The sequence below is a fragment of the Streptomyces sp. NPDC054765 genome, assembly GCF_053612065.1.
Genome location: NZ_JBSHBP010000033.1, coordinates 18,420 through 34,313, shown reverse-complemented (window position 1 = coordinate 34,313; position 15,894 = coordinate 18,420). Strand labels below are relative to the sequence as shown.

Genomic DNA, 15,894 nt, shown 5'->3' with positions numbered 1-15,894 from the left:
CCGGTGGTGTGGGGCCCGGTGGTGCGTGTGGGGGGCGGTGCCGGGGCGCCGGAGGGGCCGGCGCGGGAGTGACGCGGTGTCCGCCGGGGGACCGTGGTCCGGGTCCGTTACGGGAGGCCGTGGACGTGGGCGCCCACCTGGCGGGCGAAGGCATTGCCGCCCGCGGCGTCCCAGTTGGCGGACCAGGTCATCGCGCCGCGCAGGCCCGGGTAGGTCCTGGACGGCTTGAAGGAGCCGCAATGGGTGCCCTGGCTAAGGCAGTCCAGGGCGGCGTTGACGACGGACGGGGCGACATATCCGCTGCCGGCTGCACTGGTGGAGGCCGGTACGCCGATGCCGACCTGGGACGGGTCGAGCCCGCCCTCCAGTTGGATACAGGCGAGCGCGGTCAGGAAGTCGACCGACCCCTGGGAGTAGACCTTGCCGTCGCAGCCGTTCATCGAACCGCTGTTGTAGTACTGCATATTGACGGCGGTCAGGAAGTCCTTGATGCCGAGCGCCGTCTTGAAGTACTCGTTCTGCGGCGACTGCATGTCGATGGTCTGCGGGGCCATGGTCACCACGACGTCGCCGTGCCGGTCGTGCACGGCCTTGAGCGCCTGCGTCATATACGTGGAGTTGAGGCCGTTTTCCAGGTCGATGTCGACGCCGTTGAAGCCGTATTCGTCCATCAGGCCGTTGAGGGAATCGGCGAAGTTCTTGGCGGAGGCGTCGTCGTTGACGGACACCGCGCCCCTCTCGCCGCCGACGGAGAGGATCACCGACTTGCCGGCCGCCTGCTTCGCCTTGATATCTGCCTTGAATTCGTCGGCGGAGCCGTAGCCGACGGCCGGGTCGAGACGGAAGGTGACGGCGCCCGGCGTTCCGGTCGCCTCGGCGAACGAGACCGCGATGATGTCGTAGGCGTCGTCGACGTCCTTCAGTTTCTGCACCGTGGCGCCGTTGTCGAAGTTCTGCCAGTAGCCGGTGACGGCGTGCCGGGGAACGGCGGCAGTGTGCGCGGCGGGGGACGGCTGGGGGTGTTCCCCGGACGCGTGGGCGGTGCCCGGCGCGAGGATGCCGCTCCAGGCCAGTGCCGTGGCGGCCAGCGGGGCCAGCGGGGCCAGAAGCCTTGTCCGCAGCCGGTTCTTCCTGTGCTTCCTGTTCTGCGGCGTCTGCGGCGTCTGCGGCGTCTGCGACTTCTTCGACGTGCCTGATCGTGCGCGAACCACGACTGCCTCCGTGTGGGGGGAAGGTGAGGGGGAGTGGTGCGGACGCGTGTTTCAGGGGCCCCTGCGCGTGCCGTACAACGTGGTCCAGACCATTGGCCCTGTCAAGAGTCTTGGCTGAAGTGGGTGTTCCCCTCATGGCCGCTCGGGAGGTATGCGCCATTTCCCTACGGGGTGATGGTCATGACGAGTAGCCCAGAACGTGTTCTCCGGGGCGTATCTCTGTGGATAAAGTGCTGAGCGTATGGCGCCGATGGCGCAGAGCTGTGCCGATCCGCGGTCCCGGGGCCCCCGGCGGCCGGAGGGAGTGGGGGAGCGACGTGCCGACCGCGATTGCAGTCACCAGCCCTGACCTCGTGCTGCCCGCGACCGACCGGCAGACCCCCGCCGCTGTCGTGCTCCAGGCCCCGCATCTGGCGCCCCTGGACGACGCCCTGACGGAGACCAGCGCGGTGCTGGAGCACCACGGCCACCTCATCGTGCTGTACTCCTCGGCCTGCCCGCCGGAACACATCCGCCGGCTGCACACCCTGCGCTCCGTCCTGGAGAGCGACCGGCTGGCCATCGTGCCGCTGTCCCTGCCGCCGCTGGGCGTGGCTCTGCTGGCCCGTCAGCTGCGGCAGTTGTCGCTGGGCGACTTCAGCCCCGGTGTGCTGGCCGGTGCGGCCCGGCTGCTGACCCATTACGTGCACGCGGGCGCCCTGCTGGGCAGCGTCAGCGGCCTGGACCGGATCGAGGTCGACCTGCGGTCCCATGTGAAGTCCTGGCTGCCCGGGGCGCATTTCGCGGTGCTGGCCCATCCCGAGCCACAGCTGCTGCATCTGGACCGGCACAGTACCGAGGCCGGGTTGCCGGCGCCCGGTTTCCCCACCCAGCTCGCGGTCGCCCGCGGCCAGCTCACCTCCGAGTGGGTGACCGGGGCGCTCGCCCCGGCCTGGCAGGTGCAGGGAGTGTACGAGGCCCGGCTGCCCGCCGAATCCGCCCGGTGGTGGGGGACCCAGAAGCTGATCGAATTCGCCGCCGCCATACCGGACTTGTCCGTCCTTCACCAGTTGGTGGCCTCCGTACGACGCGAGGAGTGCGGCTGGTGCGGGCTGGAACTCCTCGGCGACCACTGCGCGTTCTGCGCGGCGCCGCTGAGCAGGGAACGCGCGGCGGGGGGTGGCGGCTCGGGGCGGGGGCCGGCGGCCATAGGCCCGGGGGCGCCCGCTTCTCCCTCGGCTTCACCCCCGGCGTCGCGGGCCGAACCGCCTTCCGCGCCCTGGGGCGAGCGCGGCCTCTCGACGGTGGCGCCGCCTGGTGTGGCCGGTGTGCTCGGTGTGCCGGACGCGACGGGCATGCCGGATGCGACGGATGCGACGGATGCGACGGATGCGACGGATGCGACGGATGCGAGGGGTGTGCGGGATGGTGGACCCGGTGTGTCAGGTGCGCCGGGTGTGCCCGGTGTTCCCGGCGAACCGGGGCAGTTGGACGTCCGCGGGCCGGATCTCGCGGCGGGCAGCCCGGGAGCACCGGGAAACCCCTACGGGGCTGAGCGTCCCGCGCCGAGGAACCCCTACGGCGACGGGGGTCCCGCGCCGGGGAACCCGTACGGCGACGGGCGCCCTGCCCCGGGGAACCCGTACGGGTCCGGACGTCCGGTGCCGGGGAACCCCTACGCGTCCGACGGCCCCCGGGCCCCCGGCCACTGGGATCTGCCCGGACACCCCGACTTCGCCGGACACCCCGACTTCGCCGGCCATCCCGATCTCCCCGGCCGGCCGGACCTGCCCGGCGGTCCGGACGTCCCCGGCACCCCGCGGACGGTGGCCCGCGTGCGCTGAGCCCGACCGGGCCGCCCGTGCCCGCGCCACCGGCCGACCCCGTCAGCCACCCGCCGACCCGTCAGCCACCGGCCGCCCTCCGTTCCCCGTCCGGCGACCGATCGCCCGCCACCTGTCCGTCCGTCCGCCCGCCCGTCCCTTCTCCCCGTCCCGATCGAGGTCCCTCCCCCATGAACTCACGCCAGCGCCGCGGAGTGATCCTGCTGCTCCTGTCGGTTCTCTGTGCGGTCGGCGCGTTCGTCGGCGTACTGTCGGTGATCAAGAACGTCGAGTCCGAGGTCGGCCCGGAAACGACGGCGTACCGGCTGAAGACGGACGTCGCGGCCTATAAAGCGCTGGATCCTGGGCAGTTCGAGAAGGTGAAGATGCCGCAGCGGTGGCTGCCTCCCACGGCCGTGACCGATCTGGACAAGGTCAGCGGACGCATCGCGGTCACCCCGCTGAAGAAGGGGTCGCTGCTGCAGGACGACATGATCGTCGAGCGGCCCGCGCTGAAGGCCGGACAGCAGGAGATCGCCATCATGATCGACGCGGCCACCGGAGTGGCCGGCAAGATCAACCCCGGTGCCCGGGTGAACATCTACGCCACCTTCGAGGGCAAGCGCCCCGAGGACAAGCCGGTCTCCAAGGTCATCGTCTCCGGCGCCCAGGTCATCGACGTCGGCAAGCTGACGCCCCTGCAGGCCAAGGACCCCGGCGACACCACCAGCACCACCAGCGGCCGGCCGGGCGGCGAGGCCGTCCCGATCACCTTCGCGCTGAACACCCAGGACGCCCAACGGGTCGCGTACGCCGAGTCCTTCGCCACCCACGTACGGCTCGCCCTGCTCGCCCCCGGCAGCGAGGCCACCATCCCGCCCGGCCAGCGCACCTACACCCTCGACGGCGACAAGTGACCCGGAGGCTTTGGTGACCATCCGTATCCTCCCGGCAATCGGCGACCCGGACGCCGCACGAGCGGTGTCCTCGCTGCTCAACCAGCTGCCGGACGCCGAGCCCGCGCCCACCGTCGCCGACTCCGCCGCGCTGCTCAACGCGCTGGCCGGCGCCGCCGCCCAGGGGGCCGGTGCCTCGGCCGCCGGTGCCCCGTCCGCGGCCGGCCCGCCGTCCGCCGTCGAGGCGCTCCCGGAGGTCGTGCTCGTCCATGAGCGGATCGGCCCGACGCCGGCACTGGAACTGATCCGCGAGGTGGCACTGCGCTTCCCCGCCGTCGGCGTCGTACTGATCACCACGGATGCCGGGCCCGCACTGTTCTCCGCGGCGATGGACGCCGGTGCCCGCGGCATCGCGGGATTCCCGCTCGGCTACGACGAGTTGGCGGCCCGGGTGCAGTCCGCCGCCCAGTGGTCGGCGGGCGTACGGGTCCACCTGGGGGGCAGCCCGGAGGCGGCCCCCGGGCCGACCGGCACCCTGGTGACCGTGACCGGCGCCAAGGGCGGGGTAGGCACCACCGTCACCGCCGTGCAACTGGCGCTGGCCGCACGGGCCGCGGGCCGCAGCGTCGCGCTGCTGGACCTGGATCTGCAGTCCGGCGATGTGGCCTCCTATCTGGACGTCCAGTTCCGCCGCTCGGTCGTCGACCTGGCGGGCATTACGGATATCTCCGTACGGGTGCTCCAGGACGCGGTGCACGACCACCACACGGGCCTCGGACTGCTGCTGGCGCCCGAGGAGGGGGAACGCGGCGAGGAGGTCGACGACCGGGCGGCCCGCCAGATCATCGGCGCGCTGCGCTCCCGCTACGAGGTCGTCCTCGTCGACTGCGGCTCCCAGATGCAGTCCGCCAATGCCGCGGCCGTCGAACTCGCCGATGTGGCACTGCTGGTGACCACCCCGGACGTGGTGGCCGTACGGGCCGCCAAGCGGCAGGTGCGGCTGTGGGACCGGCTGCAGATCCGTTCGGCGGAGGACACCACGACGGTGGTCAACCGGCTCACCCGCAATACCGAGATCCAGCCGCCGCTGGTCGCCAAGGCCACCGGCACCCAGGTCGCCAGGACCCATGTACCGGCCGCCTTCAAGGAGCTCCAGCCCTGTGTCGACGCGGGCCGGATGCAGGATCTCGACGGCCGGTCGACGGTCCGGCAGGCGCTGTGGGCGCTGGCCGGCGAGCTGGGCCTGGTCGAGTCACCGGCCGCGCGGCAGGGCCGGGGCAGCCACCGGGCGCGCCCGACCCTGACGGGGCGCAAGCGCAAGGCCATAACGCCGGGGGCGGCTCCCGGTTCGGGGGCGGGGCAGGGTCCGGCATCGGGGGCGGCTTCCGGGGCCGGGTCGGGGTCGGGTATCCGCTTCGGCGGGCGGCGTGGCTCCGCGGCGGCGGCCGGCGGCTCGGGCCCGTTCGATCCGGCCGGTCCGTACGAGGAGGGCTGAGCGGTGCGGCGCCCGTGGGGCGGCAACGACCGGGGGCAGGTCGCCGTGGAGTTCATGGGGCTGCTCCCGCTGATCCTGCTGGTCCTCGCCCTGCTCTGGCAGCTGGTGCTGGTCGGCTACGGCTACTCGCTCGCCGCCCACGCCGCCGACCGCGGCGCGCGGGCCGGCACCGCGACGGAGGGCGGCGGCGACGGAGCCTGCCGCACCACCGCCGAGGACCAGCTGCCGAGTTCCTGGCGAGGCGGCGCCAAGATCTTCTGCCGCCCCGAGGCGGGCCTGTGGAAGGCGACCGTCCATCTCACGATTCCGCTGCTCTTCCCCGGCGCGGGCAGCTTCCCGTGGGCCGCCGAGAGCTCGGCCGGCGCCGCGAAGGAGGCGACCGGATGACCGCCGTCCGCCTCGCTGCCAGGCAGCGTGTCCCTGCCCGGCTCCGCCTCGCTGCCGGGCGGCGTGTCCCTGCCCGGCTCCGCCTCGCTGCCGGGCGGCGTGTCCCTGCCCGGCTCCGCCTCCCCGCCCGGCTGTGTGTGCCCGCCCGGCTCCGCGGCCACGGCCGCGACCGGGGCCAGGCCTCCATCGAATTCCTCGGTTTTCTGCCGATCCTGCTGGTCATCGGGCTGGCCGTGGTCCAGCTCGGCATCGCCGCGTTCGCCGTCCAGCAGGCCGGTACGGGAGCGCGCGCCGCGGCCCGTACCGCCTCCATGGACCAGGCCGACCAGGAGACCGACCCGGTGTCCGCGGGCCGGGCCGCGATGGGCGGCTGGGGCGAGCCGCAGATCTCCGTGGCTCCCGGCGCCGACGAGGTCAGCGCGACCGTGCGGGTCCGCATCCCCTCGATCGTCCCCGGCGTCGGCAACTTCGGCTACGCCAGCCGCAGCGCCACCATGCCCCTCCCGCAGAAACCGGGCGCCCTGGGCCTCCGGGCGGCGGCCACGTACGAAGGAGCACCCCCGCGATGAGCCTGAAAGCCCGGATCGTCGCACCCGAACCGGCCGGTGAGGCGCGCCAGGACAGCCATATGGTCGCCGTCTACCGCGCCAAACTGCTCGAAGAGATCGACCTCGCCGAGATGTCCTCGCTGGCCGCGGCCGAACGCCGCGGGCGGCTGGAACGCGTACTGGGCCACATCATCAGCCGTGAGGGCCCGGTGCTCTCCACCGCCGAACGCGCCCAGCTCATCCGCCGGGTGGTGGACGAGGCGCTGGGCCTCGGCGTGCTGGAGCCGCTGCTCGAAGACGCCTCCATCACCGAGATCATGGTCAACGGCCCGGACCAGGTGTACGTCGAGCGGGCCGGCCGGGTCGAGCTGCTGCCCGTCCGCTTCGCCTCGCACGAGCAGCTGATGCAGACCATCGAGCGGATCGTGTCCACCGTCAACCGCCGGGTCGACGAGTCCAATCCGATGGTCGACGCCCGGCTGCCGTCCGGCGAACGCGTCAACGTCATCATCCCGCCGCTCGCTCTCAACGGCGCCACCCTCACCATCCGCCGCTTCCCGCGCGCCTACACCCTCGCCGAACTCATCGGCAGGGGCACGCTCGACGAGCAGATGCTGATGCTGCTGGCGGGGCTGGTGCGGGCCAAGTTCAATGTGGTGGTCGCCGGTGCCACCGGCGCGGGCAAGACCACGCTCCTCAACGCGCTGTCCGGGCTGATCCCGGACGGCGAGCGGATCATCACCGTCGAGGACGCCGCCGAACTCCAGCTCCAGCAGAGCCATGTCATCCGGCTGGAGTCCCGCCCGCCCAACGTGGAGGGCAAGGGCCGGATCACCATCCGCGACCTGGTGCGCAACTCCCTGCGGATGCGCCCCGACCGCATCATCGTCGGCGAGGTGCGCGGCGGCGAGACCCTGGACATGCTCCAGGCGATGTCGACGGGCCACGACGGCTCGCTCGCCACCGTGCACGCCAACAGTGCCGAGGACGCCCTGATGCGGTTGCAGACCCTGGCTTCCATGTCGGACGTCAAGATCCCCTTCGAGGCGCTGCGGGACCAGATCAACAGCGCCGTCGACTGCATCGTCCAGCTGACCCGGCACGCCGACGGATCCCGCCGGATCAGCGAGATCGCCCTCCTCGACTCGCGCGGCCACGAGGACTACCGGATCGCGACCGTCTGCCGCTTCGACGCCGAACCGATGGGCGCCGACCGCATCGTGCACGGGCACTTCCGCTACTTCCCGCTGCCGCGCCGGGTCGCCGAACGCCTCTTCATGGCGAGCGAGCCCACCCCGCCCGCCTTCGGCGTCGCCACCGATGACGCTCAACTCGCCACCCGGAAGGCCCTCTCATGACCGGCGGGAACGACCTCGCCCTGCTCGCCATCGGCGCCACGCTGCTGTGCGGGGTGCTCGCGATCGCCGGCGTACGGACGTACGCGGCCGGGCGCGCCCAGCGGCAGGCCATCGTCGACCGGCTCGACGACGAGCGCCGGCGGCCGGCCGACGGACGGCGGCGCCGCTTCCCGTCCGTCGACCGCGCCTTGCGCGCCACCCGCTTCGGCCGCCGCCTCGAACTGCGGCTGGCCGCCACCGGCCTGGACGTCACCCCCGGCGAATTCTTCGTCGCCATGCTCGGTGCGGTGCTCGCGCTGTGGCTGGTCGCGCAGGCCACCCTCGCCCCGTTCTTCGGCCCGATCGCCGCGCTGGTCGCCGTCTGGGCCGCGTTCGCCTTCCTCAACTGGCAGCGGCAGAAGCGCATCGAGCGGTTCATCAACCAGTTGCCCGAGCTGTCCCGGATCCTCGCCAACGCCACCCAGGCCGGGCTGGCGCTGCGTACGGCGCTGGGCATGGCGGCCGAGGAGCTGGAGGCCCCGGCCGGTGAGGAGCTGGCCAAGGTCTCCGACAAGCTCGCCGTCGGCCACTCCGTCGACGAGGCGCTCGGCGAGCTGGCCGAACGCCTCCCGTCCCGCGAACTCGTCGTCCTCGTCACCACTCTGGTGCTCTCCAACCGCGCCGGCGGCACCGTCGTCGGCGCGCTGCGCAACCTCACCACGACCCTGGAGGAGCGCAAGGAGACCCGCCGGGAGGTCCGCACCCAGCTCTCCCAGGTCGTGATCACCGCTTATGTCGTCCCGCTGCTCGGTATCGGCACCCTGCTGCTGATGAACCGGATCGCGCCGGGCGCCATCGACCGGATGACCTCCTCCTTCCTCGGCCAGCTCGCGGTCGTGGTGGCCTTTGCCCTCTACGGGCTCGGGTTCTTCTTCATCCGCCGGCTGTCCAAGATCGACGTCTAGATACCGGCAACGGCATCGGTATCCCCAGGGGAACAGGAATGGGAATCGCAATTCTGCTGGCCGCGGCCTTCGCCCTCTCGGTCGCCGGCATCTGCTGCGGTATCGCGCTCTACCGCCGCGAGGCCCGGCTGCCGGCCGATCTGGCGCTGTCCCTGGAGGTCGGCGCGACGCGCACCACGGTGGTCGGCTCGGCGGTGGACCGCACCGGGATGCGCTATGCGCCGCTGGTGCTGCGGCTGATGGGCGACAAACGCACCGCCCGGGTCCGCCGCCGGATCGATCTGGCCGGCAATCCCGGCGGGCTGACCGTCGACCGGTACGCCGCCCGGCGCGCCGTCTACGGAGCCCTCGGTTTCTTCGGCGCGCTGGTGATGTTCCTACGCGGTCAGCCGCTGCTCGGGGTCCTGATGGTGCTCTTCGGCCTCTTCTGGACCGAGGTCGGCATCTGGGCCGCGATCCGGCAGCGCAGGGACACCATCGAACGCACTCTTCCGGACTTTCTGGATGTGCTGGCCGTCGTGGTCAGTGCCGGCCTGAGTTTCCGCCAGGCCCTGGACCGGGTCGCGGAGAAGTACGAGGGGCCATGGGCCGATGAACTCCGCATCACGCTGCGGCAGATGGACATGGGCGTCAGTCGCCGCGCGGCCTTCGAGGAACTGCGCAAACGCAACGACTCCGAGCAGGTCGCCCAATTCGTCACCGCCCTCCAGCAGGGTGAGGAACTGGGCTCGCCGATCGTCGAGACCCTGATCCAGATCGCCAACGACATGCGCCGCACCGACGCCCAGAACGCCCGGCGCCGCGCCGCCCGCGCGGTCCCCAAGGCCACCATGGTCGTCACCACTTTTATGGTTCCGGCCACGATGATCCTGCTCATCGCCGGGTTCTTCCTGGGCTCGGGCACCAACTTCAGCGTGCTGACGGGGAAGTGAGCCGTGCCACACATCCCTGCCCCGGCCCCGCCCGAGGCCGCCCCGCGCCGCCGGGCCGGGCTCGGCGTACCCCGGCCGGCGCTTCCCAGGGCGGCCCCTTCCGCCCGCTCCGCCGCCTCGTTCGCCGGCACCTTCCGCGACGGTCATGACGCCGGGCCGCCCTTGCGGATGCACATCGTCGGGTGGGAGGTTCTCTGTGCACGCCGCGCCGCCCGCGCCCGGAGGCAGTGGCCGGTGCCCGGCCGGATGCGTACGCCGCACCGCCCGCTTCTCGTCAACTCCTTCGCACGAGCAACGAGTTGTGTCACAGTGGGTGGGCGGACGATTTCGCTCGCACTATGGTGCGCAGGGGCCGGCCGGTCCACATGGGCAGGAAAACGGGGCGTGGTCCCGGAGGGGGAGCGGGGGTGGGTGGGGTGCGGCTGAGTGGCCGAAATGTGCCGTTGCGCCTGCCGTCCGTGACCCTGAATGAGGATGGGGTATGGAATCCCTGTCCGGGGCACGCTGTTCCGGCGTACTTTTCTCGTGTCGTGAGCGCGGTCGGCCGCGCCGGCGCCACGGGGACAGACCAGCCGGACCAGAGCGGGACGGCCGCCCATGGAGGGGAAGACGATGGCGAAGCGTATTTTGGGGAACGACCGGGGACAGACCTCGATCGAGTACCTCGGCATCATCGCGGTGGTCGTGGCGATCGTCCTGGTCCTGTCGACCACGGACTTCGGCAGCCAGATCGCGAACGCCATCGCGAACAAGATCTCCGACGTCGTCGGTATTTAGGCCCCGCGGCTGCCGCCACCGTCGTGCCGGCCACCACCGTGCGTCGCCGGCGTGACGCCGGGCAGGCCTTTCCGCTCTACATCGTCGCGGTCGCGGGCCTGCTCTTCCTCGCGCTGGCCTTCTTCGCCGTCGGGCAGGCCGCGGCCACCCGCAACGGCGCGCAGACCGCCGCCGACGCGGCCGCGCTCGCCGCCGGACAGAAGTACCGCGACCTGCTGACCAAGGGTTTTCTCGACGGCATCCGCAGTGGGAGCTACCAGAGCAACGAGGCCGTTTGGAAAGACCTGCTGAACGGGCGCGGCGCCCCGTCCCCGGCGGCCTGCGAGAGCGCGGCCTGGTTCGCCGAACGGAACGGTGCCATGCTCTCCGGTTCCGGATCGGGCTGCATCCCGGCCTCCTGGCCCACCGCGTTCGCTGTCGCGGTCATCACCCGCGACACCGTGGGCAATTCGGTCATCCCGATGACCCGGAGCACCCATGCGAAGGCCGAGGCGAAGTCGGTTGTCGAGCCCCGCTGCACCCTCGATCCCGCCAAGGGCGCACCGGACGGCACCGGCGGGCCGGACGGCAAGGGCGGTGCAGGAGACAAGGGCGGTGCAGGAGACAAGGGTGGCGCAGGAGACAAGGGCGGCAAGGACGGCCCCGGGCCCGCGCCCATCGGGCTCACCTGCGACGGAAAGCGCTGGACGCTCGACCCCGCCCACCTCCAGCATCCCCCCGACGCCCCCGACCTCTTCGCCGTACGCCTCGCCCATTGACCGGCCGCCCCCGCCCCCGCACCCCCCGACCCGCACCCCGCACCCCGACCCGCACCCCCCGACCCGCACCCCGCACCCCGAGACTTCCGAGACGACCAGACGACGATCAAAGGAATCGCATCCCATGAGCATTCGGCGCACCACGAAGGCCGCCAGAGGAGCGGTCGCCATGGCGAGCGCTGTCGGCCTGGCTCTCGTCGTGGCCGGCTGTGGTGGCGGCGACGGCGGCGGCAAGGCGTCGGACGGCAACAAGCCGCCGGCCCGCAGCACCGCTCCCAAGGACGGCGGCCCCGGCAGCCCGGCGGCCGACTCCGACAAGGTGATCGGGGAGATGAAGGGGCCGGACGGCGTGGTGGTCACGCTGCACTCCGTCATCCGCGACTCCGGCGGATTCGTCACCGTCAACGGCACGGTGTCCAACCACGGCACCCGCGCCTTCAACGCGATCGACTGGCGCTCCAACGAGACCGAGCTACGGTCCCGTTCCTCCATCTCCGGAGCCACCCTCGTCGACAAGGCGGGCAAGAAGCGGTATCTGGTGCTGCGCGACACCAACGGCGAATGCCTGTGCACGACCGGTCTCAGCGGCTTGATGCCGGGAGCCAGCCGCCCGATCTTCGCCCAGTTCCCGGCGCCGCCCGCCAAGGTGACCCAGGTCGACTTCCAGTTGCCGACCATGCCGCCGGCCAGCGTGCAGATCACGGATTGAGCGGGCACCGATGACCGCGACCCCCATGTCCCGCGCGCGCCGAGCGCCCCGTAGCGCCGTCACCGCCGCCGTCGCCCTGCTGCTGACCGCGGTGCTGACGGCCCCCGCCGCCCACGCCGATCCGCCGGGCCTGACCGAGGATTCCAGCCCCCCGGTGCGCATCGACCCGAACGATCCCGATCTGCGGATGGTCCAGGGCGCCAAGCTCGCGCCGTCCAAGGTCCTCAACATCAAGTCCATCGTCGAGAGCGACGACGGCTCCGAGCGCCGCCAGGACACCAACGACAACGTGACCTTCGCGCTCCAGGCCGAGGTCCTCTTCGGCAAGGACAGCGCCGAGCTGACGCCCGAGGCGCTGTCCCGGATCGGCGCCATCGCGACGGAGATCAAGAAGCAGAACGCCACCCACCTCCGGGTCTTCGGTTTCACCGACAATCTCGGCTCGGCGGGCCATGGCCTGGTCCTGTCCAAGCAGCGGGCCAACGCCGTCCAGCAGGAGCTGGCCAAGGACCTCGGCTCGTCCGTCAGCTTCCAGATCCGCGGCTACGGCGAGCAGTACCCGATCGCCGACAACAGCACCGAGGCGGGCCGCCGGAAGAACCGCCGGGTCGAGGTCAGCTTCCCGCGCGCCTCGTGACCGGGACCGGGGTCGAGGCCGGGGGCCGGGGCCGGTGCCGCCGGGCGCCAAGGGCAAGGCCCTGTCGGTGGTGGCTGGACCGATCCGTCGTCAGCGGGTCGGTTCGACCGCGAGGCGGAGGCCGGGACGCAGGCCCCAGCGCGCCATCGCACCGGCCTCCGCCTCCAGGACGTGCCGGGCGCGCGGGCGGGGAAGACCCAGCCGACCCGGGCGCATGGTGCGTACGGCCAGCACGGTGAAGTCCCGGCTCAGATAGGCGACATCGATCGCAAACCGCATCCGGACGGTGTGCACACTGCTCGCCGGGGTCAGCAGCAGCGCCCCCTCGATGCCGTCGCGGCCCAGCAGACCGCGGGTGCGGGCGCGATAAGACGCCGCGATCTCCACCGGAATGCCGGCCTCCACCCCGTGCAGGACCCCCGTGCCGTTCTCCCAACGCGCCATGCACAGCGTTCTATCAGCTCCCGCGCCCCCGCCCCCAACCCGATCCGTCCGGTGGCCGGGACCCACCCGGACACCCCCTAGGGTCGACGTGTGTCAGTGATGCTGATGGTTCTCGCCGCCGTCTACGGGGCCGCGGCCGGGGTGCTCATACCGCGGCCCGCCCACCGGATGTCCGTCGAGCCCGAGGAGGAGTGGCGCGCGGTCTGTCCCGGGGGGCATGCGATCACGGGGGTGGCCCGGGGCTGGCTGGGGCGGGGGCACTGCCCGGACTGCGGGGCGTACGGGCCCGGTGTGCTGCCGACGGCGGCGGCCACCGCGCTGGTCTGTGCCGCCCTGGCCGCGGCCACCGGGCCACGGCCGGAACTCGTCGCCTGGCTGGTGATGGCGCCGGTCGCGGTGCTGCTGGCGGCCGTCGACTGGCGGGTCCGGCGCCTCCCGGACCAGCTGACGCTGCCGCTCGCCGTGGCGGGGGCGGCGCTGCTGGGGCTCGGCGGCTGGCTCACGGGGGAGACCGGGGCGTGGCGGCGGGCACTGCTGGGCGGCCTGGTCCTCGGCGCGTGCTACCTCCTGCTCTATGCCGTCAACCCCCAGGGGATCGGGCTGGGCGACGTCAAGCTGGCGGTCGGGCTCGGGGTCGCCCTTGGGTGGTACGGCTGGCGCACCCTTGTCACCGGGGGCGCGGCGGGGGTGCTGATCGGTGCGCTCTACGGTGCGGGGCTGGTGCTCGTCCGGCGCGGCGCGCGGAAGATGGCCATGCCGCTCGGGCCTTTCATGATCCTCGGAGCCTTCTGCGGACTGCTCCTCGGCGCCGCCGCGGCCCCCGCCTGAGCCCGAGCCACGCCGCCGCGCGCGCCGCTGCACGAAGCACCCCTCCCACGGGGTTATGGTGGAAACCCCCCCTCGGGCCGGTCCGTATCCCCCCCCACGGACCGGCCCGCTTTTTGTTGAGTGCACCGGCGGGGCGCGCACCGGCGACGCAGCGGCCGCGGAGAGACGCCCCCCCCGGCCCCCTGGGGAATGCCGCTAGCGCCGCGCCCAGATGTTCACGCCGTCCGTCGTCTTCGCGAACGCGTCGATCTCCGCGAGTTCGGCGTCCGTGATCTCGGGGGCGTCCAGGGCGGCGATATTGGCCTCCAGCTGGGCGACGCTGCTGGCGCCGATCAGGGCGGAGGTCATCCGCTTGTCGCGGAGCACCCAGCCCAGGGCGAGCTGGGCCAGCGACTGGCCGCGGCGGGCGGCGATGTCATGGAGGCCGCGCAGGCGGCGTACGACCTCGTCGGACAGCAGGCCCGGGTCCAGGGACTTGCCCTGCGCGGCGCGCGAGCCCTCGGGAATGCCGTGCAGGTACTTGTCCGTGAGCATGCCCTGCGCAAGCGGTGCAAAAGAGATACAGCCCATGCCCTCGGCTTCGAGGGTGTCCAGCAGCAGATCGTCCTCGGTCCAGCGGTTGATCATCGAGTACGAGGGCTGGTGGATCAGCGCGGGTACGCCCATACCGCGCAGGATTCCGGCCGCCTGACGCGTCTGCTCGGCGTTGTAGGAGGAAACCCCGGCATACAGCGCCTTGCCCTGCTGGACGGCGGAGGCCAGTGCGCCCATCGTCTCCTCGAGCGGGGTGTCCGGATCGAAGCGGTGCGAGTAGAAGATATCGACGTAATCGACACCCATCCGCTTCAGTGACGCATCCAATGACGAGAGGAGATATTTCCGTGAACCCCATTCTCCGTAGGGGCCGGGGTGCATCAGATATCCGGCCTTCGTCGACAGAATCATCTCGTCGCGGTAGCCGCGGAAGTCCTGAGCGAAGATCTTCCCGAAGTTCAGCTCGGCTGACCCGGGTGGCGGGCCGTAGTTGTTGGCCAGGTCGAAGTGGGTCACGCCCAGGTCGAAGGCGCGGCGCAGGATGTCCCGCTGGGAGCTCAGGGTGCGGTCGTCCCCGAAGTTGTGCCAGAGTCCAAGGGAGATAGCGGGGAGTTTGAGTCCGCTGTGACCCGTTCGTCGGTACTTCATCGAGTCGTAGCGGGAATCCGCCGCGCGGTAGTCGGTGCCAGTCATGCTGATCTCCCTATCACGTCCTTGTGACCTACCTGATTGGGCCGTCGGCACGGCCGAGAAGTAAAGTTGTCCACTTGAGGCGACGGGGCGACCGCCATTGGCACGGAGGGGCTGGACCACACATGCTGCGATCTTCCGGGATGCGCATCCCTTATCCGCCTGCACTGCGCAATCTGGTCTACCGGCTGTACGCGCGCAGGGTGGAGGGTCGCCTGGATCACACCCAGGTGCCCAAGCACATCGGCGTCATCCTGGACGGCAACCGGCGCTGGGCGCGGGCCGACGGGCGGACGACCGAGCAGGGCCACCAGGCCGGCGCGGCCAAGATCAGCGAGCTGCTCGGCTGGTGCGAGGAGACCGATGTCGAGGTGGTCACGCTCTGGCTGCTGTCGACGGACAACCTCGACCGGCCCGCGGAGGAGCTGAAGCCACTGCTGGGCATCATCGAGAACACCGTCCGCGATCTGGCCGCCGACGGCCGCTGGCGGGTGCACCACGTCGGCAACCGCGATCTGCTCCCCGAGGCCACCCAGCAGGTGCTCAAGGAGTCCGAGCAGGCCACCCTCGACAACCGCGGCGTCCTGGTGAACGTCGCGGTCGGTTACGGCGGCCGGCAGGAGATCGCCGACGCGGTGCGTTCACTGCTGCTGGACCACGCCGAGCGCGGCACCTCCTTCGAGGAGCTCGCCGAGATCGTCGACATCGACCTGATCTCCGAGCACCTCTACACCCGCGGCCAGCCCGACCCGGACCTGGTGATCCGTACGAGCGGTGAGCAGCGGCTGTCGGGCTTCATGCTGTGGCAGAGCGCCCATTCGGAGTACTACTTCTGCGAAGTTTTCTGGCCGGCGTTCCGGAAGGTCGACTTCCTGCGCGCGCTGCGCGACTACGCCGCCCGGCACCGGCGCTACGGCTTCTAGGCACGCCGCTTCGTTCCGCCA

At 71.7% G+C, this 15,894-nt stretch carries 17 protein-coding genes; 14 read left to right on the top strand and 3 right to left on the bottom strand.

Annotation, left to right across the window (positions count from 1 at the left end):
- Positions 1-107 precede the first annotated feature (107 nt).
- Positions 108-1,106 carry a chitinase gene (locus ACWGJY_RS21305; protein WP_453262406.1) on the bottom strand — a complete coding sequence of 333 codons (999 nt, stop codon included), beginning with the start codon at positions 1,104-1,106 and terminating at the stop codon, positions 108-110.
- A gap of 422 nt (positions 1,107-1,528) precedes the next feature.
- Between ACWGJY_RS21305 and ACWGJY_RS21300 the strand changes: the two genes are divergently transcribed.
- From ACWGJY_RS21300 to ACWGJY_RS21245, 12 genes are all read left to right on the top strand, one after another.
- Positions 1,529-3,034, top strand: a complete 1,506-nt coding sequence (locus ACWGJY_RS21300) for a hypothetical protein (RefSeq protein ID WP_453262387.1) — start codon at positions 1,529-1,531, stop codon at positions 3,032-3,034.
- A gap of 170 nt (positions 3,035-3,204) precedes the next feature.
- Positions 3,205-3,930, top strand: a complete 726-nt coding sequence (gene cpaB, locus ACWGJY_RS21295; RefSeq protein WP_453262386.1) for a Flp pilus assembly protein CpaB — start codon at positions 3,205-3,207, stop codon at positions 3,928-3,930.
- Positions 3,931-3,943: 13 nt separating this feature from the next.
- Complete coding sequence (locus ACWGJY_RS21290) at positions 3,944-5,404, top strand: AAA family ATPase (RefSeq protein WP_453262385.1); 1,461 nt, start codon at positions 3,944-3,946, stop codon at positions 5,402-5,404.
- Between the two features lie 3 nt (positions 5,405-5,407).
- Entirely contained in the window at positions 5,408-5,791 is a 384-nt protein-coding gene (locus ACWGJY_RS21285; RefSeq protein WP_453262384.1) for a TadE/TadG family type IV pilus assembly protein, read from the top strand.
- Complete coding sequence (locus ACWGJY_RS21280; RefSeq protein WP_453262383.1) at positions 5,788-6,360, top strand: TadE/TadG family type IV pilus assembly protein; 573 nt, start codon at positions 5,788-5,790, stop codon at positions 6,358-6,360. Before ACWGJY_RS21285 ends, ACWGJY_RS21280 begins: the two co-directional genes overlap by 4 nt.
- On the top strand, positions 6,357-7,697 hold the full coding sequence (locus ACWGJY_RS21275; protein WP_453262382.1) for a CpaF family protein: 1,341 nt from the start codon (positions 6,357-6,359) through the stop codon (positions 7,695-7,697). The genes ACWGJY_RS21280 and ACWGJY_RS21275 overlap by 4 nt, the downstream gene beginning before the upstream one ends.
- Complete coding sequence (locus ACWGJY_RS21270) at positions 7,694-8,641, top strand: type II secretion system F family protein (RefSeq protein ID WP_453262381.1); 948 nt, start codon at positions 7,694-7,696, stop codon at positions 8,639-8,641. Before ACWGJY_RS21275 ends, ACWGJY_RS21270 begins: the two co-directional genes overlap by 4 nt.
- A gap of 38 nt (positions 8,642-8,679) precedes the next feature.
- Positions 8,680-9,573 (top strand): DUF5936 domain-containing protein, encoded by an 894-nt coding sequence (locus tag ACWGJY_RS21265; protein WP_453262380.1) that lies wholly within the window; start codon positions 8,680-8,682, stop codon positions 9,571-9,573.
- 612 nt (positions 9,574-10,185) lie between these two features.
- Positions 10,186-10,350 carry a membrane protein gene (locus ACWGJY_RS21260; RefSeq protein WP_018089307.1) on the top strand — a complete coding sequence of 55 codons (165 nt, stop codon included), beginning with the start codon at positions 10,186-10,188 and terminating at the stop codon, positions 10,348-10,350.
- A gap of 23 nt (positions 10,351-10,373) precedes the next feature.
- Positions 10,374-11,108 carry a pilus assembly protein TadG-related protein gene (locus ACWGJY_RS21255; RefSeq protein WP_453262379.1) on the top strand — a complete coding sequence of 245 codons (735 nt, stop codon included), beginning with the start codon at positions 10,374-10,376 and terminating at the stop codon, positions 11,106-11,108.
- Between the two features lie 124 nt (positions 11,109-11,232).
- Positions 11,233-11,817: a hypothetical protein gene (locus tag ACWGJY_RS21250; protein WP_453262378.1), complete on the top strand. Its 585-nt coding sequence runs from the start codon at positions 11,233-11,235 to the stop codon at positions 11,815-11,817.
- Between the two features lie 10 nt (positions 11,818-11,827).
- Entirely contained in the window at positions 11,828-12,454 is a 627-nt protein-coding gene (locus ACWGJY_RS21245) for an OmpA family protein (protein WP_453262377.1), read from the top strand.
- A 90-nt stretch (positions 12,455-12,544) separates the two neighbouring features.
- On the opposite strand, the gene ACWGJY_RS21240 is transcribed toward ACWGJY_RS21245, so the two are convergent.
- The gene (locus ACWGJY_RS21240) at positions 12,545-12,898 is read right to left on the bottom strand and encodes a DUF192 domain-containing protein (protein ID WP_453262376.1); all 354 of its coding nucleotides are present in this window, start codon (positions 12,896-12,898) and stop codon (positions 12,545-12,547) included.
- A gap of 99 nt (positions 12,899-12,997) precedes the next feature.
- Between ACWGJY_RS21240 and ACWGJY_RS21235 the strand changes: the two genes are divergently transcribed.
- Positions 12,998-13,726, top strand: coding sequence for a prepilin peptidase (locus ACWGJY_RS21235; RefSeq protein WP_453262405.1), 729 nt, complete (start codon positions 12,998-13,000; stop codon positions 13,724-13,726).
- Positions 13,727-13,921: 195 nt separating this feature from the next.
- Here the strand turns inward: ACWGJY_RS21235 and mgrA are convergent, their stop codons facing one another.
- Positions 13,922-14,953 carry an L-glyceraldehyde 3-phosphate reductase gene (mgrA, locus tag ACWGJY_RS21230; protein ID WP_453262375.1) on the bottom strand — a complete coding sequence of 344 codons (1,032 nt, stop codon included), beginning with the start codon at positions 14,951-14,953 and terminating at the stop codon, positions 13,922-13,924.
- Positions 14,954-15,093: 140 nt separating this feature from the next.
- Between mgrA and ACWGJY_RS21225 the strand changes: the two genes are divergently transcribed.
- Positions 15,094-15,873: an isoprenyl transferase gene (locus ACWGJY_RS21225; RefSeq protein ID WP_453262404.1), complete on the top strand. Its 780-nt coding sequence runs from the start codon at positions 15,094-15,096 to the stop codon at positions 15,871-15,873.
- Positions 15,874-15,894: the final 21 nt, after the last annotated feature.

Excerpts from the sequence above, each read along its gene's own strand:
- ACWGJY_RS21225 (WP_453262404.1), top strand. The coding sequence starts at position 15,094 with ATGCGCATCCCTTATCCGCCTGCACTGCGCAATCTGGTCTACCGGCTG.
- ACWGJY_RS21235 (WP_453262405.1), top strand. The coding sequence starts at position 12,998 with ATGCTGATGGTTCTCGCCGCCGTCTACGGGGCCGCGGCCGGGGTGCTC.
- ACWGJY_RS21245 (WP_453262377.1), top strand. The coding sequence starts at position 11,828 with ATGACCGCGACCCCCATGTCCCGCGCGCGCCGAGCGCCCCGTAGCGCC.
- ACWGJY_RS21275 (WP_453262382.1), top strand. The coding sequence starts at position 6,357 with ATGAGCCTGAAAGCCCGGATCGTCGCACCCGAACCGGCCGGTGAGGCG.
- ACWGJY_RS21270 (WP_453262381.1), top strand. The coding sequence starts at position 7,694 with ATGACCGGCGGGAACGACCTCGCCCTGCTCGCCATCGGCGCCACGCTG.
- ACWGJY_RS21260 (WP_018089307.1), top strand. The coding sequence starts at position 10,186 with ATGGCGAAGCGTATTTTGGGGAACGACCGGGGACAGACCTCGATCGAG.
- ACWGJY_RS21280 (WP_453262383.1), top strand. The coding sequence starts at position 5,788 with ATGACCGCCGTCCGCCTCGCTGCCAGGCAGCGTGTCCCTGCCCGGCTC.
- ACWGJY_RS21265 (WP_453262380.1), top strand. The coding sequence starts at position 8,680 with ATGGGAATCGCAATTCTGCTGGCCGCGGCCTTCGCCCTCTCGGTCGCC.
- ACWGJY_RS21250 (WP_453262378.1), top strand. The coding sequence starts at position 11,233 with ATGAGCATTCGGCGCACCACGAAGGCCGCCAGAGGAGCGGTCGCCATG.
- ACWGJY_RS21240 (WP_453262376.1), bottom strand. The coding sequence starts at position 12,898 with ATGGCGCGTTGGGAGAACGGCACGGGGGTCCTGCACGGGGTGGAGGCC.
- cpaB (WP_453262386.1), top strand. The coding sequence starts at position 3,205 with ATGAACTCACGCCAGCGCCGCGGAGTGATCCTGCTGCTCCTGTCGGTT.
- mgrA (WP_453262375.1), bottom strand. The coding sequence starts at position 14,953 with ATGACTGGCACCGACTACCGCGCGGCGGATTCCCGCTACGACTCGATG.